Raw genomic sequence first — 24,240 nt, forward strand, 5'->3', positions numbered from 1 at the left:
TTATATTAAATCTTGGGCTAGTTTGGCAAAGAGTTTTTCAACTCTGCTTCCGGTTTTAGCACTAACAAAATAATCTACAACATTATCAAACTGTTCGCTATGCTCTTTTAAATATATTTTATTTACTAAATCTACTTTGTTGCCAACTACTTTAACAGGAACGGTTGAGAAGTTTTCTTTTAAAAAGGCTAATTCAGCATTAAGATGCTCGAAAGTTACTGGTCTGGTTAAATCGAAAACATATATAAAACCGTTGGTACCCAGTAGGTAAGAAGGCCTTGTTTTTTTTATATCATCTTGCCCTTCTAAATCCCAGATAATTAACGAAATATCTTCATTTTCAGAAATATTTATAGTTCTTTTAGAAATATGTACGCCAATGGTAACTTTGTAGTCTTCGGTAAAGGTGTTTTCAACAAAACGCCTAATTAAAGAGGTTTTACCAACACCAAAGTGCCCAATTAAAACAATTTTCTTAGATATTGTCATTCTTAAAAAATTCTTCTAGTTTTTTTGATAATAATGGTTTGTTTTGTAGTAGTTTAGCTATTTTGTGTTTGTCTGCAAATTCTAAAAGTTCATCTTCTAAATCGTCTTTAAAAATTACATTAAATACCCCAGAAATTACTACGGCTATATAAAATGAAGAAAAATTTTGAATATGTATATGGTATAAATCGTATTCTATGTATTGTAAACTTTGGTCTTCTTTTTTAAAGGCATCTTCAACAAAACTTTTAATGGCTGTTAGCATACCAGCAACCATATCTTCGTCGGCCATTTTGTTTTTAGAATACTCTGCTAAAAGTAACCCAGAGCCTTTTTCAATAACAATAATTTGCTCAATTTTGGCGCTGTTTTGCTCTTGTAAAATTAAATCGGATTCGCTTATGCCAGCTGCTTTAGACTTTGCTCTTCTGAAAAAACGTTTAAAAGAAAAAGTTTTATTTACTTGATTGTTTATTCGCTCTGATAAAACTTGAATTTCGTGTTGAACATAGCGTTTTATCATTTTACCAATAATAGGGAAGAGGGCTTCTACAACAGCATCTTGTGAGTTTTTAATCTCAGCTTTTAAAGTACTGGTTATGGTTGGTCCGAGGGTTTCGGGTATGTCTTTAACGAAATTATTTAGTTTTGAGTCGATTATAGGATTAACTTTTTCAGATAATTCCTTTTGTGTATTAATTGTGTTTTCTAGAATCTGTATTTTTTTTTCAATAGATGATGCAAACTCACGCTCGTCGGTAAGTAAAATATCCTTAATAATATTTAGTTTCTCGTCTTGATTCATCTATTAAATTAAAACTACTCAGCAATTTTTTCTCCTAACTTAATAAAAAGCTCGCTCAGTAATTTTCTGTCTGCTTTTTTATCGCCTAAGTCGTCTAACTTATCGTTTACTGTGTTTTCTAATTCGGTTACGCGAATGTTAATATCGGTACTAAGTGAATCTATACTTTGTAATAATTCAGATTCTACAGAACTAATTAATTCTTGAAGTTCGTTTTTTTTGTGTAAAATATCTTTTTTTAAAGCTTCGAACTCTTCATTATATTCTTGAATATTTTCGCCAAAAATAAGTTCTTTAATAGCATCAATTTTCGAACTGGCATTTTTATGTTCACCGTTTAAATTTTCCGAAATTTCGGCTTTTGTATCTTTTTTCATTTTAAGTTTGTTAGCAATGGTTAAAAACAAAAATATGTAAATATCTCTTAAATATGTTATTTTTTAACCAAGTTGTAAGAAATAGTAAAAATAAGTCGCCGTTTGTTTAGGAGATTTTTAAAAAAGGTTAGTTGAGTTAATACTGCTCTAAAGCTTTTAAAACTTCTTTTTTATAACTTCTACTAATTGTTAAAGCAGTATTATTAATTGTAATTTCTTCGTTAGTAAACGATTGGATGTGTTTTAATGCAATTATAAAGGAACGATGAATTCGAATAAAATGTTTATTTGGCAATTTTGCTTCAATAGCGCTTAAAGTTTCTCGTGTTACTAAGGTATTGTTTGCTTGATGAATTTTTATGTAATCGCTATAACTTTCAATGTAAATAATGGAACTGAAGTCAACTTTTATCATGCGTCTGTCTGCTCGAATAAACATAAAATCGTTGCTATTTTCCTGAGTTGGTTCTGTTTGTTGTGAGTTGACATGAATATCAAAATAATTGTGCACAGCCTTTAGTAATCTTTCAAAGGAAATTGGTTTTAGCAAATAATCGACAGCTTGCAACTCGAAGCCCTCAACAGCAAAATCGCGATAAGCCGTTGTAAAAATTATTTTTATATCCTTATTAATCGATTTTGCAAATGCAATACCAGATACTTCTGGCATGTTAATATCAAGAAAAACTAAATCTATTTTATGCGACCTTAATATGTGGAAAGCTTCAATGGCATTACTGCAACTAGCCACCATATTCATGCTTGGTATTTTACCAAGATGTGTAGCTATTACTTCTCTAGCAACCGGTTCGTCGTCGAGTATAAGGCATGATATGGTTTTGTTTTCTGCCATTTTTAATCTGTAATAAGCTTTAAATTTACTTTAAACAAGTTGTTTTTATCATTAATGTTTAAAGTGTATTTGTTTTTATAAAGCAGGTCTAGTCGCTTTTTTATATTTTCTAATCCAATGCCTTTTTCCGAAATATTTTCGGTATTACAAGAGTTTTCAATTTCTAAAAAAACCATATTGTTTTTGCCGTATATATTCATCTTTACTATTAAAATGCCTTGATTTAAACTACCGTGCTTAAAACTATTTTCTACAAATGGCAATAAAAGCATGGGAGCAATTTTAATGTCGTTTCGTATGTTATTGATATTAAAATGTATTTGAAGTGTGTTGTTAAATCTCATTTTTTCTAAATCAATATAATCATTAATATGATTAATTTCATCTTGTAATGAAACAAAGGGTTTATCTACTTGATAAAGTAAATAATCTAATAAATTTGATAATTTTAATATCATTTCGGGCGTTTCGTCGGCTTTTTTTAAGGCAAAGCCATACAAGGTGTTTAGTGTATTAAATAAAAAATGCGGGTGTATTTGCATTTTTAAATAGTTAAGCTCTTGCTCTTTAAGTTTTAATTGGGTTTCTAAAATTTTGGTTTCAAGCTTTTTAGTTGCTTCGGTATGTTTTACATTAAGTTTTAAAAGTTTAAAGGCGCTAACAACAACAACGACCAAATACACTGCAATAGCAACTAACAGTAGGCTTTTACTAATAGGAGCCATGTTGTTGTATTGAAAATTAGATAGATAAATTAATCCATAAAATACAGAAATAACAATAAGATAGGCCGAAATTATTAAGGTATACAAGCTGTATAAACCGAACAAAAAGTAGCGTTTACTAATAAAATATTCAGGAATTATTTTATAAATAAAAACATAACTTGTAGCAATGGTAATTGGCATTAAAAATAACGAGAAAGAAAGCACATAATTAAAATCGTTGCTATTTACGGCGAAAAAGTAAGTATAAAATAGCAGCACACCACACCAAAAGAAAGTATGTGTGAAAATTTGAGCTATTTTTTTAAATACGAACTGTTTTGTAACCATTTTTAAATTTATAAGTTACAATAATAGTATAAATTAGAAGGTTAAAAAGTTTTTATAGACGAACTACGGATTTTGCATTGGTTTTAACCGTTTGTTATTTTTATAGCTAATTTGGTTATCTGTCGCATTTTAATTTTAGCTTTGATTTTAGGTTTTATGTTTGTGGCATGTTTAATTAAAACCATTACTTATGAATTTATTATCTGTTTTCCCGCTAAATGTTTTTGTAGATAGATTTATTGAAGGCGGTCCATTATTTATGTCGTTTATTTTAATCTGCTTATTGCTTGCAACAACGTTTCTAATTATAGGTTTTTTTCACCTTAAAAAAGATGTCGCTAAATCTAAAAAAATGAACAACTTAGCCTCCGAGGCTAGTATTTTAGGGCTAGTATTTGGATTTTTGGGTTCAACTATTGGAATGATTACCGCTTTCGATACTATAGAATCTATGGGAGATATTAGCGCAGGAATGATGGCTGCAGGCTTAAAAGTATCCTTTTTAACAACTGTTTTTGGGTTGGTTACTTTTATTTTACCAAGGATTGGTATTATTATTTTAAAGTGTTTACAGAAGCACTAACAATTCATAACGGTTCTTCATCAATCAATTTAAACCTCCTTTTCATTTACATGAGAAGGATTTTTTTATTTTTTCTTATTGCGTTTGTTATAGTTTTTATCGCCTCTAGTTTTAGGTTTTTTGTATTTTTTTGCCATGTCGCGTCTGTAAGAACCGCCTAAATTAACCTTTTGGTTTTTAGCCTTTTTTTCATGAAAGGCAGGTCCTGGCAAATCTTCTTCCTTTTGTTTGTGCGGATTATTGCGCTCTTTAATTTGTGGGCGTTCTTCGGGAATTAACTCTGTAGAAACTTCAACGGCTTCGGGTAATTCTGCTAAAGGAATTTCCATTTGCATCAAGCTCTCAATGGCTTCAATGGCTTCGTTTTCTTTTTCGGTTGAAAACACTAAAGCTTCACCCTTACGTTCTGCACGACCTGTTCTACCAATGCGATGCATGTAGTTTTCTGGGTATTCTGGAGTATCAAAATTTATAACATGGCTAACATTATCAATATCTAAACCACGCGCCATAACATCTGTTGCAACTAAAATGCGGTTTACGCCTTCACGGAATTGCTCAATACTGCGTAAACGATAGTTTTGGGTTTTGTTGGAGTGAATAACGCACAATTCTTCTTTAAAATATTCGTCTAATTTTTCGAATAATCTGTCTGCCATTCGTTTATAAGCCACAAAAACAATAACTTTATTAAAGGTTTCTTGGTCTTTAAGTAAATGCACCAATAAATTAACCTTTGTATAAAAGTTAGGAACTTTGTATTTGGTTTGTGTAATATTTTCAAGAGGTGTACCCGAAACAGCAATAGATATTTGTTCAGGTTTAATAAAGAAATCGTTAATTAAAAGTTCAACATCTTGCGTCATTGTGGCCGAAAACATAATATTTTGGCGCTTTTGCGGAAGAATATCAAATATATTAATAAGCTGATGCCTAAACCCTAAATCTAGCATCACATCAACTTCATCTATAACTAATTTCTGAATCGATTTTAATTGTAACGCTCTACTTAAAGCTAAATCGTAAAGTCTACCGGGTGTCGCCACTAAAATATCTAAACCTTGCGCTACAGCTTGCTTTTGGGTATTAATGTTTGTACCACCGTATACACCTAAAACACGATTGTTAATGTATTTTGATAGTTTTTCAATTTCATCAACCACTTGTACTACAAGTTCGCGGGTAGGTACCAGTACCAAAACTCTGGGGTTGTCTTGTTTCGAGAACTTTAAATTTTTTAAAATGGGCAGCATATAGGCAAAGGTTTTACCAGTACCTGTTTGTGCTATACCAACCATATCTTTTCCCGAAGCCACCACATTAAAAGCTTCTGCTTGAATGGGAGTTGGGGTTGTAAAGCCTAAATCGTTTATGGCGTTATATAGCGGTGTGTTTAAATTTAAATCTTCAAAAGTCAAAACTACTGTATTTTGGGGCAAAGGTAAGGTTTATTCTTAAGTTTAAACTAAATGGTTGTCTTCAATCTCAATACTGTAACTAGCTTCAAATGCGTTGCCTGCATCCAAACTTAAAATGCCTTCTTTTTCTTTTAAATTTCCACTTGCGTTTACACTATCGGCAATACCAAGCCAAGGTTCAATACATACATAATCACCGTTTGGTTTTGCCCAAATGCCCATATAATTAAATTTAGGGTAGCTTACCGTTAATATTTTACCATGATTTTTACTGTTAATACTTATTTTTCGAGACTTTAAGTCTTTAAAAACAAGCGCATCAACATCAAAAAGTTCGTGTTTTAAAGGTAAAATGTTGTCGTTATTAAAAACGGGTTCGGTTTCGTTTAAAATAAGTCCACTTCCTAATTCAATTAAATAGCGACTAGAGTTTTCTTTATGTTCAAACTCTAAAAAATAGTCGTCGTAAGCTTCGTTTTCAAAAACCGGACATTTAAATGCAGGATGTCCACCAAGAGAAAAATACATGGTTTTTGTATCGGTGTTTTTTACGGTATGCGAAACATTAAGTGTATTATCTGTTAATTTAAATGTAATTAAAAACTCAAATTTAAAAGGGTAAATTTTTAGTAATTCAGCATTACTTTTTAATTTAAAAGTTAAGCTGTTATCTGTTTTGTTATAAAGCGTAATGTCTTTGCTATGTCTTATAAAACCATGTCTTGGTGTGTTATAAGTTTCACCTTCAAAGGTTAGCGAACCGTTTTTTAAAGCACCAATTACAGGAAATAAATTAGGAGCAAAACTACCCCAAACGTCCGGGTTTGCATCCCACATAAATTGTGTGTTATGTTTTACTGAAGAAATTTCGCAAAGTTCGGCGCCAATTTTTTTTATGGCAATTTTAAGTTTATCGTTTTTTAAAGTGTACATGCTTTTTTTGTTTGAAACTGTTTTTACAATTTTGAAATAAATTTAAGTATTCTAACTAAATTTGCAGTATAATTCTGTTTTATTTGAGAACAACTTTTACTTACAGCAAAAAAAACATCGCACAATTTAAAACTAAATTATTGCAATGGGCACAACAGTTTGACGATGTGGTTTGGTTAGATTCTAACAATAAAAAAAACACGCAAACATATAAAAGTTACGATGCCGTTTTAGCAGTTGATGCTTTTACAAGTATAAAAACAGATTATTTTGATGCTTTTTCTAAGTTAAATGATTACCAAAAAACGACTAACGATTGGATTTTTGGCTACCTAACTTACGATTTAAAAAACGATGTAGAGCCATTAAAATCTAATAATTTTGATGGTTTACAATTCCCAGATTTATACTTTTTTCAGCCAAAAAAACTATTTTTAATTAAAGATAACACCGTTGAAATTAAATATTTAAAAGCGGTTGATGATGAAATTGATGCCGATTTAAATGATATTTATAATAGCGAAGAAGATTTTAATACAAAACCTTCAAACGACATAAAAATTCATCTGCGTATTCATAAAGATGCTTATTTTAATAAAGTAAATAAAATGTTAGCGCATGTGCACCACGGCAGTATTTACGAAGCCAATTTTTGTCAAGAGTTTTATGCCGAAAACACAGAAATAAACCCTTTAGTAACTTATAAAAAGCTTAATGCCATCTCTAACCCGCCATTTGCTACATATTTTAAAAGTTTCGATAAATATTTGCTTTCTGCATCGCCCGAGCGTTACATAAAAAAGGAAGGCAATAAAATTATATCGCAACCCATAAAAGGAACGGCAAAACGATCTAAAAATAAAGTTGAAGACGAACAACTTAAATTCCATTTATCGCAAGACCAAAAAGAACGTAGTGAGAATATAATGATTGTAGATTTGGTGAGAAACGATTTGTCGAAAACCGCTGAAAAAAACTCGGTGAAGGTAGAAGAGTTGTGTAAGGTTTACACCTTCGATCAAGTACACCAAATGATATCGACCATTACATCAAAAATAAACGATGACACTAACCCGATTGATGTTTTAAAAACCACTTTCCCTATGGGAAGCATGACGGGTGCTCCAAAAATTTCGGCAATGCAAATTATTGAGGATTTAGAGGAAACCAAACGCGGACTCTACTCTGGCGCTGTTGGTTATTTTACACCAAATGGCGATTTCGATTTTAACGTGGTAATTCGCAGTATTTTATACAACGAAACTAAAAAATACGTGTCCTTTTCGGTAGGAAGTGCCATTACAGCAAAAAGCAATCCGTTAAACGAATATGAAGAATGCTTGGTAAAGGCAAAGGCGATGCGCGAAGTGCTGGAAAACTAGTTTTTTATCCAGAAACATAAAAATTAACTATTCAAGTTGGTATATTTGAGAAGTACAATTATCAAAATTATAGATTGGAATTACTATTAATTGTCAGATCGATCGCAGTCGAGATCCAGTTATATTGAAAAATAATCCGTGAATCGGTGGAAAAATGACCCAAGAAATATTCAAAAAACATATTACTCAAAACCTTAATTTCTTAACCAAAAGCAAAGTAATTATTGCTATTTCTGGCGGTATAGATAGTGTGGTTTTAACACATTTATGCCACAAAATAGGTTTAAATATAGCTTTAGCGCATTGCAATTTTAATTTACGCGGAAACGAAAGTGATGCCGATGAAACTTTTGTTGAAACCTTAGCCGAAAGTTTAGGTTTAGAGGTGTTTATTCAAAATTTTGACACCACATTATATGCTAAAGAACACAAGCGTTCTATACAAATGGCAGCACGCGAATTACGCTATAATTGGTTCGACGAATTGTCCTCACAATTAAAGTTCGATTACATTTTAACAGCGCATCATGCCGACGATAATTTAGAAACTTTTTTAATCAATTTTACAAGAGGCACAGGTTTGGAAGGTTTAACTGGAATACCAGAAATTAACGGGAAGTTTGTACGTCCGTTATTACCTTTTTCAAGTGATGATATTGAATTGTATGCCAATGCAAACCGTATAAAATGGCGCGACGATAGTAGTAACAAATCGGTAAAATATTTACGCAATAAACTACGCCATGAGGTTATTCCTATTTTAAAAGAAATTAACCCGAGTTTGTTACAAAGTTTTCAATCCACTTTAAATAATTTGCAAGATTCATCAACCATAATAAACGATAAAATTGATGAGTTTTTAAATAAAACCATAGAAAGAATAAGCGACAACGAGGTACGTTTTAAAATTTCAGAATTCAAAAAAACAAAGCATCCAAAAGCGTATTTATTTGAAGCTTTAAAAGAATTTGGTTTTACAGAATGGGACGATATTGTGAGTTTATTAAATGCTCAACCAGGAAAACAAGTGTTTTCTAACGCATATAGACTCATAAAAGATCGCGACTATTTATTATTGACTAAGAAGGAAGTTGAACAGTTTTCAGAAATTATTATTTCAAGTATAACCGATAAAGTTGAAACACCGTTTGGCACTTTAAGCTTTGCAGAAATTGATGCTGTTGAAGCCAACATAAAAACTGCAAAAAATAGTATTTACATAGATAAAAACACGCTTGAATTTCCTTTAACCATTAGAAAAAAGGAGGAAGGCGATGTGTTTTTCCCAATAGGAATGCACGGTAAAAAGAAGCTGAGTAAATATTTTAAAGATGAGAAGTTTTCACTTCTCGATAAGGAAAATTCGTTGTTGTTATGCTCTAAAAATCAAATTGTTTGGATAATAGGAAAACGGGCTGACGACAGGTTTAAAGTTACAAATGAAACTAAAACTATATTAAAAATAGAATTAATGTCGCGCTGAGCGCAGTCGAAGCGATCCATAAATATATGAAAGTAAAAGGACAAATTGTAGACATACAAAATCAACGCATTTTTAAAGGAGAAATTACGGTTAAAAATGATAAAATTGTAGCTATTACAGAACAAAATCATGATGTAGAACATTATATTTTACCTGGTTTTATAGATGCGCATATTCATATTGAAAGCTCTATGTTAGTGCCAAGTGAATTTGCAAAACTCGCTGTAAAACATGGTACGGTTGGTACAGTTTCAGATCCGCATGAAATAGCCAACGTTTTAGGAGTTGAAGGTGTTGAATTTATGATTGAAAACGGTAAAAAAGTACCTTTTAAATTCAATTTTGGAGCCCCTTCTTGCGTGCCAGCAACTACTTTCGAGTCGGCCGGAGCAGTTATAGATTCCGACGAGATAAAAAAACTGCTAGAAAACCCAGATATTAAATACTTAGCAGAAATGATGAATTACCCTGGAGTTATTTTTGACGATGAAGAAGTTCTTAAAAAAATAGCTTGGGCAAAACATTATAACAAACCAGTCGATGGGCATGCGCCTGGAGTTATTGGAGACGATATTACTAAATATATTAGTGCTGGCATTTACACAGACCACGAATGTTTTACTTATAACGAAGCACTTGAAAAGCTTGAAAAAGGTATGAAAATTTTAATTCGTGAGGGTAGTGCTGCCAAAAATTTTGAAGCTTTAATTGATTTACTGCCAGAACATTTTGAAAACATGATGTTTTGTAGCGACGATAAACATCCAGACGATTTACTTTTACATCATATTAATAAATTATGTGCTAGAGCAATTGCTAAAGGAATCGATTTGTTTAAAGTACTTCAGGTAGCTTGTATAAATCCGGTAAAACACTATGGTTTAGACGTTGGCTTATTACAAGAGGGAGACTTTGCAGATTTTATTGTAGTAGAAGATTTAATAAAATTTAAAACGCTTCAAACTTATGTAAACGGTGCGTTGGTTTATAATGAAGGTGAAAGTTTAATAACATCTGTAGCTTTTAAAAATCTGAATAATTTTAATTGCGATAAAAAAGATATTTCAGAATTTAAAATTGTGGCAACAGCAAAACAAATTCGGGTAATTGAAGCATTAGAAGGGCAGTTAGTAACCAACGAACTTGTGGAAGAAGCGACTGTAAAAAACGGATTTTTAGAATCGAATACCGATAAAGATATATTAAAAATGGCAGTTGTAAACCGCTATAAAAACGATACACCTGCTTTAGCTTTTATTAAAAATTTCGGTTTAAAAGAAGGCGCTATTGCCAGTTCTGTTGGTCACGATTCTCATAATATCATTGCGGTAGGAACTACAGATGAAGCTATTTGTAAAGCCGTGAATTTAATTATAGAAAATAAAGGTGGCATATGTGCAGTAAGTGCTTCCGAAGAAAAAATAGTACCGCTTCCCGTTGCTGGAATTATTAGCGACCAAGATGGTGAAACTATAGGTAAACAATATGCCGAACTCGATAAAATGGCAAAAGCCTTGGGCTCGAATTTGCATGCGCCTTACATGACTTTATCTTTTATGGCGCTTTTAGTTATACCTTCGTTAAAATTAAGCGATAAAGGGTTGTTTAACGGAAAAGCATTTAAATTTACAGACTTACAATTATAGAAAATTACAACTAACTTATGCCCGTAATAGAATCGACCTACAAGCCAGCATTTTATTTTAAAAACGGATTTGTATCAACTGTTTATTCTGGTTTAGTACGCCGCGTAAAATTAAATCAAGAACGCGAACGTATTACTTTAAAAGACAAGGACTTTCTAGATTTAGACTGGAGTTATTCAACAGAGAAAACTAATAAAATAATCATTTTGCTTCATGGTTTAGAGGGGAATTCTAAACGTCCATATATAACCGGAACAGCTAAATTGTTTAACCAAAACGGTGTCGATGCTTTGGCGGTTAATTTTAGAGGTTGTAGCGAAGAAGATAACTTGAGTTATCACACCTATCATTCTGGTTTTACTGCAGATTTGCAAGAGGTGATAAATCATGTTTTATCTAAAAACAAGTATGACGAAATATATATTAAAGGCATTAGTTTAGGAGCGAATCTCTTACTAAAATATTTAGGAGAAACTCAAAATGTTCCTAAAGAAATAAAAAAAGCCATTGCGGTTTCTGCACCTTGCGATTTATATGGTTCATGTAAAGAAATAAGCAAGCTTAAAAACAAACCTTATCACGATAGGTTTTTAAAAAGTTTATTAGTTGCACTAGCTAAAAAACAAGAAAAATTTCCAGATAAATTAACCGTTGAAGCTGTGAAATCAATTAAAAGCTTACAAGATTTCGATAATGTTTACACCTCAAAAGCACATGGTTTTATTGATGCAGTCGATTATTATACAAAATGTAGTGCGTTACAATTTTTACCAAATATTAAAGTGCCTACTTTAATTATAAATGCTTTAAACGATTCATTTTTGTCGCCAGAATGTTATCCTGTTAAAGAAGCTAAACAAAACCCGAATTTATATTTAGAAATGCCAAACCATGGCGGCCATGTGGGGTTTATAGATAAGAAAAATGTGTACTACAATGAGAGACGCGCTTTGGAGTTTATTAAAACTATGTTAAATACATAGCTGTTTTCACCCGTTACTTGCATTTTTTCATAGTTTTAGTAAGTGCTTGTTTTACAACGTGCTAAACTAATCTAAGTAATTATGCCAACTTTCAATTTAAAAATAAACAACCAAAACCACAGTGTTGAGGTTGATGAAGACACACCTTTACTTTGGGTGTTAAGAGACCATTTAAATTTACTAGGAACAAAATATGGCTGTGGTATTGGGCAATGTGGGGCTTGTACAGTTCATATTGATGGTGTTGCCACTCGAAGTTGCTTACTACAAGTTCAATTTGCGAAAGATGTAGAAATTACAACTATTGAAGGTCTTTCGGAAAAAGGGGAACACCCAGTTCAAATAGCTTGGAAAGAAATAGATGTGCCGCAGTGTGGATATTGTCAAGCAGGACAAATAATGACTGTTTCGGCGTTTTTAAATAAAAACCCTAAGCCAAATACTTCAGAAATAAGAAATGCCATGAATGGCAATATTTGCAGATGTGCGTCTTACAACAGTATAGAGGAAGCGGTTAAAGTAGCGGCTGATAAATTAAACCACTAAAAACGATATAAAATGGAAAACAAACAGAATTCAACGTTTAGCCGAAGATCGTTTTTAAAAACATCGGCATTGGCAAGTGGCGGCATGCTTATTGGTTTTAATTTATTTAATGCTTGTAAATCTGAAGTAAAACTACCAATAGATTTAAGCAAGTTAAACTATAACGATTTTAATGCCTACATTAAAATATCACCAGAGGGTAAAGTCACCATTTTTTCACCAAACCCAGAAATAGGTCAAGGTGTAAAAACCTCAATGCCTATGTTAATCGCAGAAGAATTAGATGTGTTATGGGAAGATGTTTTTGTGGTGCAAGGAAAGTTAGATACAAAAAATTATAACCGACAAATAGCAGGTGGAAGCGGCTCTATACGCGCATCTTGGAAACCTCTTAGAGAAACCGGAGCTACGGCAAAGCAAATGTTAATTAATGCCGCTGCTGCTAAATGGGGTGTTCCTGCTTCAGAATGTTCTGCAAAAGCAGGAGTAATTACCAATGCGAATGGCGATAAATTAGGTTATGGCGATGTGGTTTTAGAAGCAGCCACATTAGAAGTTCCTGAAAATGTGACACTAAAAGATCCAAAAGATTTTACAATTATTGGTAAAGGAAAATTGAATGTTGATGTTGACAAAATTATAACAGGAAAGCCTTTATTTGGTTTAGATTATAAAGAAGAAGGCATGTTATATGCATCGATAATAAGGCCACCAGCTTTTGGGCAAATTTTAGAGTCTTTCGATGCAACACAGGCTAAAGCTTTGCCAGGTGTAGTTGATGTAATTACCATTGGAACTAAAATACGAGACTACGAAAATAGCGGGAAACAAAATTGGACGCTCGTAACCAGTAATAGTGATAAAGTTGTTGTTATTGCTAAAACAACTTGGGATGCTTTTAAAGGTATAAAAGCGATAAAAACCACTTGGAAAGAAGACTCACAACTTGAAAGTACCGAAGATCATGATAAAGTATTATTCGATTTATTAGATGGCGATAAATTTGAAACACGACGTTCCGATGGAGATGTAAAAAAAGCATTTTCAGAAGCAGATAAAGTTATAGAACGGACATACGAAGCACCCTTTTTGCCACATAATACTCTAGAACCTATGAACTTTTTTGCTCATGTAACGAATGAAAAAGTGCGTTTAATAGGTAATATGCAAACGCCTGCTGCTGCGGCTAAAATGGTTTCTGAAGTGCTAGAAAGACCTATTGAAGAAGTAAGCGCCGAAATAACCAGAATGGGCGGTGGTTTTGGCAGACGCCTTTATAATGATTTTGTTATGGAAGCTGCAGAAATTGCTGATGCTATAAGAAAACCTATTAAAATGGTATCATCTAGAGAAGCAGACATGACAACAGGTGTATATCGGCCTTGTGTAAAGTATCGATTTACTGCATCAATAAAAAACGGAAAGTTAACAGGCTATCATTTAAAAGGGGCAGGTGTTAACGCAAGTATTCCAACACCAATGGCTAACTATTTTCCCGCTGGCGCTATCGAAAATTATCAGGTTGATGCCGCGACATACAAAAGTAACATTACTACAGGAGCTTGGAGAGCCCCGGTGACTCATTTTTTAGCAAGCGCAGAGCAAAGTTTTTTTAATGTTTTAGCTGAAGAATTGCAAATAGACCACGTTCAACTCTACTTAGATTTGTTAGAGAACTTAAAAGACGTTAACGACAAACGCATGAAATTTGATCCAAAACGAATGGAAGATGTTATTAAACTTGTGGTAGATAAGTCCCATTGGGGAAAAACAAAACCAGATGTTTACCAAGGTTTTTCAGCGTATTTTTCTCATAACACACATGTTGCCGAGGTTGCCGAAATTGTTTTAGAAAATGGTCTGCCAGTTGTTAAAAAAGTAACTTGTGCAATAGATTGCGGTATAGTAGTTAATCCATTAGGAGCCATGAATCAAGCAAAAGGCGGAGTAATTGATGGTGTTGGTCATGCAATGTATGCCGATTTTTCTATTAAAAATGGCAAGCCACAATCTAATAATTTTAACACGTATCAATTAATACGAATGGCGCAAACACCAAAGGTAGACGTACATTTTGTGCAGAATAATATTGCGCCCACAGGTCTTGGAGAACCTACATTACCTCCAGTTGGCGGCGCAATTGCAAATGCCATTTATCAGGCAACAGGGGCGCGTTTAACTAAACAACCTTATATGGCTAATTTAGGAATTACGGAGGAGTTAAAAGTGTAATTTTAAGATGACACATGAGTTTAAAAATATTGTTGAAGAAGCCTTTAAAGCAAAATCTAAAGGACTTAAATCTGTTTTAGCTACAGTAGTAGCTTTAGATGGCTCTTCATACCGTAAACCGGGAGTTAGAATGTTAATTCTAGAAAACGATGCCATGGTTGGCGCAGTAAGTGGTGGTTGTGTAGAAAAAGAAGTGTTGCTACAATCTAAACAAGTTTTTAAAACTGGAGCGTCTAGAATAATGACTTACGATGGTAGATATCGTCTGGGGTGCGAGGGTGTATTGTATATTTTGCTCGAACTTTTTAATCTTAATTCCGAATTCGAAGCTTCTTTTTTTCAAACTTTAAAATCAAGAATCAATTTTCAAATAAAATCATCTTACAAAAAGCTAGAAGGTGTTTTTAATGGCATAGGGTCTTGTGTTTTCTTAAATGATAAAGTATTTTCAATATCAAAAGTAGAAGTTAATCTCGAATTACAAGTGTTTAGCCAAATTTTAAAACCTCTCTTTAAATTAGTGATTATTGGCGCAGAACACGATGCTGTAGAATTATGCAAATACGCTGCATTAACAGGTTGGGAAGTGACTGTAGTTTCGGGCGTTTCAGAATTAAAATCTATAAAACGTTTTCCGGGAGCAAATTCAATGGTAACTACTACACCAGAAGCTTTTAATACTAAAGATATCGATAGTCAAACCGCTATTGTGTTAATGACTCATAATTTTGCTTACGATTTACGATACTTAGTGGCTTTAAAAGAGACATCGCCAAATTATATAGGACTCTTAGGTTCTGTAAAACGACGAGACGACTTACTCAATCAATTTATAGAATACTGTCCAAATATTAGTGATACATTTTTAGATGTCATTCATGGTCCGGCAGGATTAAGCATTGGCTCAATTACACCTCAAGAAATAGCTGTGTCTATAATTTCGGAAATATTGGCTTATACAAGGCACAAAAAACCGTTGTCTTTAAGTAAAAAAGAGAAAGAAATTCATTCAAAATAAATTGTTTAAAAACACAAAAAACATAGCAGTTGTGGTTTTAGCGGCGGGCGCTTCTACAAGAATGGGAGAACCTAAACAATTATTACCTTGGAAAAATAGCACACTAATTGCTCATACAATTGAAACCGTTTTACAGGTAAATTGTAAAAATGTATACGTGGTTTTGGGAGCAAATTTTGATTTAATTTCTTCTGAAATTAAAGATTATCCCATTTCAATTTTAAATAATGAATTATGGCATGAAGGATTGGGAACTTCTATTGCTTTTTCTATTAATTTTATACTAAATTCTGATATAAATATTGATGCTGTTCTTTTTGTTTTAGCAGATCAACCATTTATAGATTCTGATTATATAAATAAAATGATTACCGGTTATAATGTTGATAATAAATCTATTGTAGCTACATATTATAGTGATAAAAAAATAGGTGTACCCGTACTTTTTGATAAGCTATATTTTAAATATTTAAAAAGATTGCAGGGTGATGAAGGTGCAAAACATATAATTAAGGATCACGAATATGCTATTAAAACTTTAATACCTCCTAATAAAAATGTAGATTTAGACACAAAAGAAGACTACCAACTATTGGTGAGTCGTAATTTTGAATTTAAATGAGTTCATCACCTAAAGATAAGGCACAAACACCAAATAATTTTAGCCAGTTAAAACTTAAAACACCTCCAACAAATAGTGTTGGTTTTGGTGCAATTAAATCGTCTGTAAATCAGGTTTCAAAATATATGAAGCTTAGCGATGGTGTAAAACTATCACTAAAAATAAATCAAAAAGGCGGATTTGATTGCCCGGGTTGCGCATGGCCAGATCCAGACGACGAGCGCTCTAGTTTAGGTGAATATTGCGAAAATGGTATAAAAGCTATAGCCGAAGAAGCTCAAAATAAAACCATTGGGGCCGATTTTTTTAAAACCCATTCGGTCGATGAACTAGCAAAATTATCAGATTTCGAAATAGGAAAATCGGGACGTTTGTCGGAGCCAATGTTTCTGGCAGAAGGTGCCACACACTATCAACCCATTTCTTGGGAAGATGCTTTTGCTAAGGTAGGTCATCATTTAAATACGCTAGAATCGCCGGACGAAGCTGTATTTTACACTTCTGGGAGAACCACTAACGAAGCGGCATTTTTATACCAATTGTTTGTAAGAGCGTATGGAACGGCTAACTTGCCAGATTGTTCAAATATGTGTCATGAAGCCAGTGGAAAAGCGCTTTCTGAAACGTTGGGAATTGGAAAAGGCTCGGTAACTTTAGACGATTTATACAAAGCCGAAGTGGTTATGGTAATTGGGCAAAACCCAGCAACCAACCACCCTAGAATGTTAACCGCTCTAGAAAAATGCAAACAAAACGGTGGTAAGATTATAGCCGTAAACCCATTACCAGAAGCTGGACTTATAAAATTTACAAATCCGCAAAACCCATTAAAACTATTAACTGGCGGCACCAAAATAGCCGATGTATTTGTACCTATAACCATTAATGGAGATGTGGCGTTTACAAAAGCAATATTGCTAAAACTTTTAGAGAAAGAAGAAGCAGAAGGCAATGTTTTTGATAAAGATTTTATTGAAAGTTTTACCTCAGGTTACGAAGATTTTATATCAGATTTAAAAAGATTCGATTTTGAAACTTGCTTGAAGCTTTCTGGAGTTTCAAAGGCTGTTTTTAACCAAGTTTTCGATTTGCTACTTCATAACGATAAAATAATTATTTGTTGGGCCATGGGCTTAACACAGCATGAAAATGCGGTTGATAATATTCGTGAGTTAGTCAACTTATTATTGTTAAAAGGAAGCATAGGAAAAGAAGGCTCAGGAACATGTCCTGTTCGCGGTCATTCCAACGTTCAGGGCGATAGAACCGTAGGGATTTGGGAAGCGGCTCCACAAGCATTTTTAGATAAAATTGAAAGCAAATATAATTTTAAGCCCACAACTAAACACGGTTATTCTGTAATTGATGCTATTAAGGCCATGTATGAAAAGAAGGCTAAAGTGTTTTTTGGTTTGGGCGGTAATTTTATTTCGGCAGTACCAGATACAAATTATTCGGCTCAAGCTTTGGCAAATTGTAATTTAACCGTTCATGTTAGTACAAAATTAAATCGTTCGCATTTAGTTACAGGAAAAGAAGCGCTCATTTTACCTTGTTTAGGACGAACGGAAAAAGATTATCAAAAAACCGGTGTTCAGGTGCAAAGTGTAGAAAATTCTATGGGTGTTGTGTCGTCAACAAAAGGAATTTTAGAGCCCTGTTCTAATACTATTATAAGCGAAGTTGCTGTAGTTTGTGGCGTAGCAAATGCAACTTTAAAAGATAATACTAAAATAGACTGGTTAGCTTATAAAGATGATTATAGCCTAGTAAGAAACGATATAGCCGAGGTTGTTGACGGTTTTAAGGATTATAACACTAAACTAAAACAACCATCGGGTTTTTATTTGCCAAATGGTGCAAGGGTAAGACAGTTTAAAACCAAAACCGGTAAAGCAAATTTTACTGTAAATAAATTACCGGAGTGGAAATTAAAAGATAACGAGTTAGTAATGATGACGATTAGAAGTCACGATCAATTTAATACTACAATTTATGGGTTAAACGATCGCTACCGCGGAATTTTTAATGAGCGCCGTATTATATTTATGAATAGAACAGATATGAAAGAGCGCCATTTAAAAGAGCGCCAAGTAGTTAATTTAAAATCTGAATTTAATGGCGTGACCAGAAAAGCCAATAATTTTAAAGTAGTGGGCTACGATATACCCAAAAACTGCTGCGCAACCTATTTTCCAGAAACTAATGTATTGGTGTCATTAGATAGTTTTGCACATACAGCAAAAACGCCAGCGTCAAAAAGCATAATTATTACAATAGAATCTTAAACTTTATAAATACCATTTTTTATGGCGTAAAGTACTAAGCCAATGCGGTTTTTTACTTTTAGCTTTTGAAATAAATTGTCTCGATATCCATCTATAGTTTTAGGGCTTAAAAACATTTTTTCTGCAATTTCTTTATAAGTCATTTCAGAGCAGGTATATTTAATAAATTCTATTTCACGATCTTTAAGTTTAACACTGCTCGAATTGTCTTCGGTTAAAGAATTTATTAAAATATTCGACACATCTTTAGTGTGGTAATAACCTTGTGTGATGGTTTCATTTAAGGCCGTTTCAAGAATGTTTTTTTCAACATCTTTAAGTAAATAGCCTTTAGCCCCAGCTTTTAACATTTTTATAATGGTGGCTTCGTTTTCTTCTACCGAAAGTGCTAAAACCTTAATATTTGGGTATTCATGTTTTAGTATTTCGGTTGTTTCAATACCGTTTAAAATCGGCATATTTACATCCATTAAAATAACATCAGGAATATTTTCTTGTGTTTTTAGCTTGGTTAAAAGTTCTTTACCGTTTTTACATGTATATCGCACAACAAAATTTTCAAAAGAATTCACTAATCCCGCAATGGCTTGAGACAGTAGGTTGTGGTCTTCTACAATTACAATGTTATGGGTTTTCATTTTGATAAGGATATGTTATAGTTAGTTGTGTACCTTCATTTGGTTTTGAAGTTATTTCGGCTTCAGCCTTAACCAATTTAGCTCTACTTTTTATGTTAATTAATCCAATGCCAGAATCTTGAGCTTCATTTAGGTTAAACCCCAAACCATTATCTTTTGCCGTTACTATTAATATTTTTGGTGTATAGTTTAAGGTAACGCACAAATGGGAAGCCTTTGCGTGTTTTATGGTGTTCGAGAAAAATTCTTGTAACATTCTAAAAAATACTATTTCGGTTTTATGATTTAATGATCTTGTATCACCTTCAATTACTAATTTGGCTTCAATAAAATTTAATCTATTAAACCTATCAATTTCATCCTGTATTGCTTGGGTCAATTCTATATTTTTTAAAGCTTCAGGGTTTATTAGTTTAGATAATGTTCTAAGTTCTTTTATACTTTTGCTTATTGTTTCTTTTACTTCATCTTGCGATAAATTATTTACCAATTGTATTTTTGCTAAGGTTAGCAATTGCCCAATATTATCGTGTAATTCCCAGCTAATGTTTCTAAAAGTTTCCTCTCTAATTTCAATTTGAGCTTTAGCAATTTCTTGCTCAAACTTTTGTTCGGCTATTCTTTTTTCTAGTAACAAATCATTTTTCTTTTTACGAAAGAGCACAAAAAGAGAAATCATGGTAAAGGCAATAACAAAAATTACTGCCGAAAATATTATTAAAAATGATTGTATTTCTTTTTCGTCCATATAAATCCAATTATAAAGCAGGTATAAAGAATGAGGTTTAAAAAAAATAAAACAATATTAAATATGGTATTATTCATTCTTACATCAAAATAATCACTCAAAAGAACTAGTGGAAACATTCCAACATTAAAAAGCACTAGAGCTGTACTAATCCAAAAGCTTAATTTATGTTTAATTTTTAAGGTATAGTCGGAGTTCGATAATTGATGTAAATGAAAACCTGTTAAAATGAGTACAAAAAATGCGCCGATTATAAAAAGGTATTTTTGTAACGGATTATTATTAACACTAATAATAAAAATTAAGATATAAATTATTAATAAATAAGCACTTATTTTTTTATGAATTGTTTTTATTAATACCTTGTAGTACCACCAGCAGTAAAAAGTAAAACTTAAGCCTGTGTAAATAAAATATACCCAAGTATTGTTAATTTTTAAATAGGGCCCAATAAAGGAACCAATTATAGAATCCATAAAAAAAGTAAACCATAAAAAGTGTAAAAAGTACCGCTCGGTAGATTGAGCGTACTTTTTATAATGTATTAGGGCAAAAAAAGCGGCTATTAGTTCGAGTGAACTAATGGCATAAGATATAATAACAGTTATGTGCATTTTTAAATTTAATCAATGTCTCTTGGTGGCTTACCAGCATGCCCGTAATTAAAACCTGGAATACCTTCAATATTATCATCAACAATTCTCGAAGAAAATGTAAATGGAACGGCACTTCCTTGCGATTTAACTTTATTTCCTGTGGGCATTAAAAATACTGTAGCTCTTCCTGGATCGGGGTAATTTTTGCTTTCTGGGTAAGCCCCGAAATATATTCTAATTCCCAAATCTGTATAGCCTTGTTTTTTTGCTTCACGCTCAAAAAACGCAATATATTGTTTTAATGAATCTAATGAGAATAAAAATTCTCGAGCATCTACAAAACCTAAATGTTTGTTTAAAACTTCGGCTCGTGTTTTTTTAAATTCTTCTTCCAGAACATCAGCTTCCTTATAACTTATGGTTTGCGATGGTATTTTGTCTCGGTCGGTTTTAATATTCGATGTATTCGAAATACAAGATGCAATAAAAAAAATAGCACAAGCACATGTTGTGGATATTAAAAAATAAGATTTAGTTTTCATAATAATGGATTGTTTAGAGGTTTTTATAAAAGTACAGATTAATATTAAAAATCTCACGCCGTTAAATTTTAAAAATCAAATAAGATTGGGTTAAAGTTCTGAAAATTAATTATGTAATAAGGTGTGTGCGATAAATAAACCATCTTTTTCCTTTAAAAAAGGGGAAAAACCCCCTTAAGAATCTGTATTAATATTTAAGAATTAAAATTAATTATACATTTAATGAGGTTTAACATTTAAAATACTTTTCTTACATTTAAAATGAATAAACCAATTATATGCTAAAAAAAGTTTTTGGAAGCGCCGTTTTTGGTGTTGAAGCTACCACCATAACAGTCGAGGTAAATGTAGATAAGGGTATAGGGTATCACCTAGTTGGGTTACCAGATAATGCTATAAAAGAAAGTAATTATCGCATTGCTGCGGCACTTCAAAATAACGGTTATAGAATTCCTGGAAAAAAAATAATAATTAATATGTCGCCTGCCGATTTACGTAAAGAAGGAAGCGCATACGATTTAACTTTAGCCATTGGTATTTTAGCTTCAACAAGCCAGATTAAAGCCGATAATTTAGAGCGCTATTTGATTATGGGAGAGCTCTCGCTCGATGGCACATTACAGCCAATAAAAGGCGCATTACCAATTGCTGTTAAGGCCAGAGAAGAAGGTTTTAAAGGTTTTATTTTGCCTAAGCAAAATGCCAAAGAAGCTGCTATTGTTAATGATTTAGAGGTTTATGGTGTTGAAAATATTAAGCAGGTTATAAATTATTTCGATAAAGGGGAAGTCTTAGAACAAACCATTATTGATACCAGAAAAGAATTTGAAAAAAGCCTCGATTTTCCAGAATTCGATTTTGCCGATGTAAAAGGACAAGAAGGTATAAAACGCTGTATGGAAATTGCAGCCGCTGGCGGACATAACATTATTTTAATAGGACCACCAGGAGCAGGAAAAACCATGTTAGCAAAGCGTTTACCAAGTATTTTACCACCTATGACGCTGCACGAAGCTCTTGAAACCACAAAAATTCATTCGGTAGTTGGGCGTGTAAAAGATAGCGGTTTAATGGCACAACGCCCGTTTAGGAGTCCGCATCATACCATCTCAAATGTGGCTTTGGTTGGTGGTGGTAGTTATCCGCAACCCGGAGAAATCTCCTTATCGCACAATGGTGTTTTGTTTTTAGATGAATTACCCGAATTTAAGCGTGAAGTTTTAGAAGTGATGCGCCAACCTTTAGAAGATAGAGAGGTTACCATTTCTAGAGCAAAATTTACGGTAACTTATCCGTCTTCATTTATGTTAGTTGCAAGCATGAATCCAAGTCCTGGAGGTTATTTTAACGATCCGGATGCGCCTGTAACTTCAAGCCCTGCCGAAATGCAACGGTATTTAAGTAAAATTTCTGGACCGTTGTTAGATAGAATCGATATTCATATTGAAGTAACGCCAGTGCCTTTCGATAAATTAAGCGATGACCGAAAAGGAGAAACTTCGGTTGAAATTCGCAAACGCGTAACGAAAGCCCGAGAATTTCAAACCAAGCGCTTTGCAGAAAGCGATACCGTGCATTACAACGCCCAAATGAATACCAAGCAAATACGTAAATATTGTGTGTTGGACGATGCTTCAAAAGAACTCTTAAAAACAGCAATGGAACGTTTAAATTTATCGGCTAGAGCTTACGATCGCATTCTTAAAGTTTCTAGAACCATTGCCGATTTAGAAGCCAGCGAAACAGTTACAGGAACACATATTAGTGAAGCCATTCAATACAGAAGTTTAGATCGAGATGGGTGGTTGGGGTAGAAAATGAATTAATGCTAAAAACATTTCGCTTTTTAGTAATTATCTGGAATAAATTTTGTCTAAATTTAGGTCATGAAAAAACAAATACTCTCTCTAATATTTATCTCAATTTTCAGTTGTAACAACTCAAAACAACAAACTTCAACAGAACAAATCATAAATATTCAGGTAGAAATATCAAAAAAAACAACTCTAAATTTAGAACAAGCCAATAAGCTTGCAGGTTTACCATTGCACTGCATAAACAACGAATATCCTAACAAGTTGTCGCAAACTTTAGGTAGCGATCAAGATTTAAAATCACCAAGTACTTTACACCCTGCGTTTTATGGCTGTTTCGATTGGCATTCGTCGGTTCACGGGCATTGGAGTTTAGTTAGTTTGCTAAAGCAATTTCCTAATATTGATGATGCTGAAGGCATAAAAACACGATTACTCAAAAATATTTCAAAGGAAAATATCGCTAAGGAAATTGAATATTTTCAAGGTAAACACAACAAATCGTTCGAGCGCACTTATGGTTGGGCGTGGTTGTTAAAATTAGCCGAAGAGCTTCATGCCTGGGATAGCGAAACCGCAAGAACACTGGAAAGTAACCTACAACCGTTAACTGATTTAATTGCAGAAAAGTACATCGCCTTTTTACCAAAACTAAATTATCCCCAACGTGTTGGAACGCACACCAATACTGCTTTCGGGCTTAATTTTGCCTACGATTATGCCGAAACTGTAAACCACGAAGCCTTAAAAATGGCCATTACAGAGCGCGCCAAATTTTTCTTTTTAAACGATACCAATTGCCCGATGAGTTGGGAACCTAGCGGAAGTGATTTTTTATCGCCATGCTTGGAAGAGGCAGCTTTAATGAAGCGCTTATTGCCAAAAGAAGACTTTAAAACTTGGTTAAATGCATTTTTACCAGAACTTAAAAACAAAAATTATAGGCTAGATGTTGGTTTAGTTTCCGATAGAACCGATGGGCATTTAGTTCATTTAGATGGTGTAAATTTTTCACGTGCATGGAATCTCTACAAAATATCAGAAGGCTTACCAGAATATCAGCATTTACAAAATGTAGCAAATTATCACATCAATCATTCGCTACCAAGTATTTTTGGCGATAGCTATGAGGGCGGACATTGGCTGGGGAGCTTTGCTATTTATGCTTTAAATACATCAAAATATTAAT

Annotated in this window: 22 protein-coding genes; 12 read left to right on the top strand and 10 right to left on the bottom strand. The window is 33.0% G+C overall.

The genetic code is table 11. From position 1 onward, the window contains the following. From LG651_RS08250 to LG651_RS08270, 5 genes are all read right to left on the bottom strand, one after another. Nucleotides 1-489 carry a Rab family GTPase gene (locus tag LG651_RS08250; RefSeq protein WP_226695664.1) on the bottom strand — a complete coding sequence of 163 codons (489 nt, stop codon included), beginning with the start codon at nucleotides 487-489 and terminating at the stop codon, nucleotides 1-3. Then, the gene (locus LG651_RS08255) at nucleotides 476-1,294 is read right to left on the bottom strand and encodes a cell envelope biogenesis protein OmpA (protein ID WP_226695665.1); all 819 of its coding nucleotides are present in this window, start codon (nucleotides 1,292-1,294) and stop codon (nucleotides 476-478) included. Before LG651_RS08255 ends, LG651_RS08250 begins: the two co-directional genes overlap by 14 nt. Nucleotides 1,295-1,308: 14 nt before the next feature. After that, nucleotides 1,309-1,671, bottom strand: a complete 363-nt coding sequence (locus LG651_RS08260; RefSeq protein ID WP_226695666.1) for a fructose 1,6-bisphosphatase — start codon at nucleotides 1,669-1,671, stop codon at nucleotides 1,309-1,311. A 136-nt stretch (nucleotides 1,672-1,807) separates the two neighbouring features. Continuing rightward, nucleotides 1,808-2,524, bottom strand: a complete 717-nt coding sequence (locus LG651_RS08265) for a LytR/AlgR family response regulator transcription factor (protein ID WP_226695667.1) — start codon at nucleotides 2,522-2,524, stop codon at nucleotides 1,808-1,810. A gap of 2 nt (nucleotides 2,525-2,526) precedes the next feature. Next, complete coding sequence (locus LG651_RS08270; RefSeq protein ID WP_226695668.1) at nucleotides 2,527-3,579, bottom strand: sensor histidine kinase; 1,053 nt, start codon at nucleotides 3,577-3,579, stop codon at nucleotides 2,527-2,529. Between the two features lie 190 nt (nucleotides 3,580-3,769). Here LG651_RS08270 and LG651_RS08275 point away from each other — a divergent pair, with 190 nt between their 5' ends. Beyond that, entirely contained in the window at nucleotides 3,770-4,162 is a 393-nt protein-coding gene (locus LG651_RS08275; protein WP_226695669.1) for a MotA/TolQ/ExbB proton channel family protein, read from the top strand. Nucleotides 4,163-4,227: 65 nt separating this feature from the next. On the opposite strand, the gene LG651_RS08280 is transcribed toward LG651_RS08275, so the two are convergent. Together LG651_RS08280 and LG651_RS08285 are read right to left on the bottom strand one after the other, a co-directional pair. Continuing rightward, nucleotides 4,228-5,580: a DEAD/DEAH box helicase gene (locus LG651_RS08280; RefSeq protein WP_226695670.1), complete on the bottom strand. Its 1,353-nt coding sequence runs from the start codon at nucleotides 5,578-5,580 to the stop codon at nucleotides 4,228-4,230. Between the two features lie 42 nt (nucleotides 5,581-5,622). Then, complete coding sequence (locus tag LG651_RS08285) at nucleotides 5,623-6,513, bottom strand: aldose 1-epimerase family protein (protein ID WP_226695671.1); 891 nt, start codon at nucleotides 6,511-6,513, stop codon at nucleotides 5,623-5,625. An 83-nt stretch (nucleotides 6,514-6,596) separates the two neighbouring features. On the opposite strand from LG651_RS08285, the gene LG651_RS08290 reads away from it, so the two are divergent. The 9 genes from LG651_RS08290 to LG651_RS08330 all read left to right on the top strand — a co-directional run bounded on the left by LG651_RS08290 (nucleotide 6,597) and on the right by LG651_RS08330 (nucleotide 18,713). Beyond that, nucleotides 6,597-7,895 carry an anthranilate synthase component I family protein gene (locus tag LG651_RS08290; RefSeq protein WP_226695672.1) on the top strand — a complete coding sequence of 433 codons (1,299 nt, stop codon included), beginning with the start codon at nucleotides 6,597-6,599 and terminating at the stop codon, nucleotides 7,893-7,895. A 154-nt stretch (nucleotides 7,896-8,049) separates the two neighbouring features. Further along, a complete protein-coding gene (gene tilS, locus LG651_RS08295; protein ID WP_226695673.1) occupies nucleotides 8,050-9,378 on the top strand; it encodes a tRNA lysidine(34) synthetase TilS in 1,329 nt (442 codons plus the stop codon). A 26-nt stretch (nucleotides 9,379-9,404) separates the two neighbouring features. Further along, nucleotides 9,405-11,024 carry an adenine deaminase gene (gene ade / locus LG651_RS08300; RefSeq protein WP_226695674.1) on the top strand — a complete coding sequence of 540 codons (1,620 nt, stop codon included), beginning with the start codon at nucleotides 9,405-9,407 and terminating at the stop codon, nucleotides 11,022-11,024. Nucleotides 11,025-11,041: 17 nt separating this feature from the next. Further along, a complete protein-coding gene (locus LG651_RS08305; protein ID WP_226695675.1) occupies nucleotides 11,042-12,007 on the top strand; it encodes a YheT family hydrolase in 966 nt (321 codons plus the stop codon). An 81-nt stretch (nucleotides 12,008-12,088) separates the two neighbouring features. After that, nucleotides 12,089-12,553, top strand: coding sequence for a (2Fe-2S)-binding protein (locus LG651_RS08310; RefSeq protein WP_226695676.1), 465 nt, complete (start codon nucleotides 12,089-12,091; stop codon nucleotides 12,551-12,553). Nucleotides 12,554-12,565: 12 nt separating this feature from the next. After that, nucleotides 12,566-14,785 carry a xanthine dehydrogenase family protein molybdopterin-binding subunit gene (locus tag LG651_RS08315; RefSeq protein ID WP_226695677.1) on the top strand — a complete coding sequence of 740 codons (2,220 nt, stop codon included), beginning with the start codon at nucleotides 12,566-12,568 and terminating at the stop codon, nucleotides 14,783-14,785. 7 nt (nucleotides 14,786-14,792) lie between these two features. Further along, nucleotides 14,793-15,803, top strand: a complete 1,011-nt coding sequence (locus LG651_RS08320; protein WP_226695678.1) for an XdhC family protein — start codon at nucleotides 14,793-14,795, stop codon at nucleotides 15,801-15,803. Nucleotide 15,804: 1 nt separating this feature from the next. Next, nucleotides 15,805-16,425, top strand: a complete 621-nt coding sequence (locus LG651_RS08325; protein WP_226695679.1) for a nucleotidyltransferase family protein — start codon at nucleotides 15,805-15,807, stop codon at nucleotides 16,423-16,425. Then, nucleotides 16,422-18,713 (top strand): FdhF/YdeP family oxidoreductase, encoded by a 2,292-nt coding sequence (locus LG651_RS08330; RefSeq protein ID WP_226695680.1) that lies wholly within the window; start codon nucleotides 16,422-16,424, stop codon nucleotides 18,711-18,713. Before LG651_RS08325 ends, LG651_RS08330 begins: the two co-directional genes overlap by 4 nt. On the opposite strand, the gene LG651_RS08335 is transcribed toward LG651_RS08330, so the two are convergent. From LG651_RS08335 to LG651_RS08345, 3 genes are all read right to left on the bottom strand, one after another. Further along, nucleotides 18,710-19,351 (bottom strand): response regulator transcription factor, encoded by a 642-nt coding sequence (locus tag LG651_RS08335; RefSeq protein WP_226695681.1) that lies wholly within the window; start codon nucleotides 19,349-19,351, stop codon nucleotides 18,710-18,712. The two genes, LG651_RS08330 and LG651_RS08335, sit on opposite strands and share 4 nt — an antisense overlap. After that, entirely contained in the window at nucleotides 19,338-20,099 is a 762-nt protein-coding gene (locus LG651_RS08340; protein ID WP_226695682.1) for a sensor histidine kinase, read from the bottom strand. The genes LG651_RS08335 and LG651_RS08340 overlap by 14 nt, the downstream gene beginning before the upstream one ends. Nucleotides 20,100-20,721: 622 nt before the next feature. Further along, nucleotides 20,722-21,237 carry a hypothetical protein gene (locus LG651_RS08345; protein ID WP_226695683.1) on the bottom strand — a complete coding sequence of 172 codons (516 nt, stop codon included), beginning with the start codon at nucleotides 21,235-21,237 and terminating at the stop codon, nucleotides 20,722-20,724. Between the two features lie 278 nt (nucleotides 21,238-21,515). Here LG651_RS08345 and LG651_RS08350 point away from each other — a divergent pair, with 278 nt between their 5' ends. Next, nucleotides 21,516-23,051, top strand: a complete 1,536-nt coding sequence (locus tag LG651_RS08350; RefSeq protein ID WP_226695684.1) for a YifB family Mg chelatase-like AAA ATPase — start codon at nucleotides 21,516-21,518, stop codon at nucleotides 23,049-23,051. A 72-nt stretch (nucleotides 23,052-23,123) separates the two neighbouring features. Beyond that, nucleotides 23,124-24,239, top strand: coding sequence for a DUF2891 domain-containing protein (locus tag LG651_RS08355; protein ID WP_226695685.1), 1,116 nt, complete (start codon nucleotides 23,124-23,126; stop codon nucleotides 24,237-24,239). Nucleotide 24,240 lies beyond the last annotated feature (1 nt).

Source organism: Neotamlana sargassicola (assembly GCF_020523965.1).
In the GTDB taxonomy this organism is placed as follows: domain Bacteria; phylum Bacteroidota; class Bacteroidia; order Flavobacteriales; family Flavobacteriaceae; genus Neotamlana; species Neotamlana sargassicola.

What these genes read in the sequence shown, in the direction of transcription:
- LG651_RS08250 (WP_226695664.1), bottom strand. Translation starts at nt 489, where the DNA reads ATGACAATATCTAAGAAAATTGTTTTAATTGGGCACTTTGGTGTTGGT.
- LG651_RS08255 (WP_226695665.1), bottom strand. Translation starts at nt 1,294, where the DNA reads ATGAATCAAGACGAGAAACTAAATATTATTAAGGATATTTTACTTACC.
- LG651_RS08260 (WP_226695666.1), bottom strand. Translation starts at nt 1,671, where the DNA reads ATGAAAAAAGATACAAAAGCCGAAATTTCGGAAAATTTAAACGGTGAA.
- LG651_RS08265 (WP_226695667.1), bottom strand. Translation starts at nt 2,524, where the DNA reads ATGGCAGAAAACAAAACCATATCATGCCTTATACTCGACGACGAACCG.
- LG651_RS08270 (WP_226695668.1), bottom strand. Translation starts at nt 3,579, where the DNA reads ATGGTTACAAAACAGTTCGTATTTAAAAAAATAGCTCAAATTTTCACA.
- LG651_RS08275 (WP_226695669.1), top strand. Translation starts at nt 3,770, where the DNA reads ATGAATTTATTATCTGTTTTCCCGCTAAATGTTTTTGTAGATAGATTT.
- LG651_RS08285 (WP_226695671.1), bottom strand. Translation starts at nt 6,513, where the DNA reads ATGTACACTTTAAAAAACGATAAACTTAAAATTGCCATAAAAAAAATT.
- tilS (WP_226695673.1), top strand. Translation starts at nt 8,050, where the DNA reads ATGACCCAAGAAATATTCAAAAAACATATTACTCAAAACCTTAATTTC.
- ade (WP_226695674.1), top strand. Translation starts at nt 9,405, where the DNA reads ATGAAAGTAAAAGGACAAATTGTAGACATACAAAATCAACGCATTTTT.
- LG651_RS08305 (WP_226695675.1), top strand. Translation starts at nt 11,042, where the DNA reads ATGCCCGTAATAGAATCGACCTACAAGCCAGCATTTTATTTTAAAAAC.
- LG651_RS08310 (WP_226695676.1), top strand. Translation starts at nt 12,089, where the DNA reads ATGCCAACTTTCAATTTAAAAATAAACAACCAAAACCACAGTGTTGAG.
- LG651_RS08315 (WP_226695677.1), top strand. Translation starts at nt 12,566, where the DNA reads ATGGAAAACAAACAGAATTCAACGTTTAGCCGAAGATCGTTTTTAAAA.
- LG651_RS08320 (WP_226695678.1), top strand. Translation starts at nt 14,793, where the DNA reads ATGACACATGAGTTTAAAAATATTGTTGAAGAAGCCTTTAAAGCAAAA.
- LG651_RS08330 (WP_226695680.1), top strand. Translation starts at nt 16,422, where the DNA reads ATGAGTTCATCACCTAAAGATAAGGCACAAACACCAAATAATTTTAGC.
- LG651_RS08335 (WP_226695681.1), bottom strand. Translation starts at nt 19,351, where the DNA reads ATGAAAACCCATAACATTGTAATTGTAGAAGACCACAACCTACTGTCT.
- LG651_RS08340 (WP_226695682.1), bottom strand. Translation starts at nt 20,099, where the DNA reads ATGGACGAAAAAGAAATACAATCATTTTTAATAATATTTTCGGCAGTA.
- LG651_RS08345 (WP_226695683.1), bottom strand. Translation starts at nt 21,237, where the DNA reads ATGAAAACTAAATCTTATTTTTTAATATCCACAACATGTGCTTGTGCT.
- LG651_RS08350 (WP_226695684.1), top strand. Translation starts at nt 21,516, where the DNA reads ATGCTAAAAAAAGTTTTTGGAAGCGCCGTTTTTGGTGTTGAAGCTACC.
- LG651_RS08355 (WP_226695685.1), top strand. Translation starts at nt 23,124, where the DNA reads ATGAAAAAACAAATACTCTCTCTAATATTTATCTCAATTTTCAGTTGT.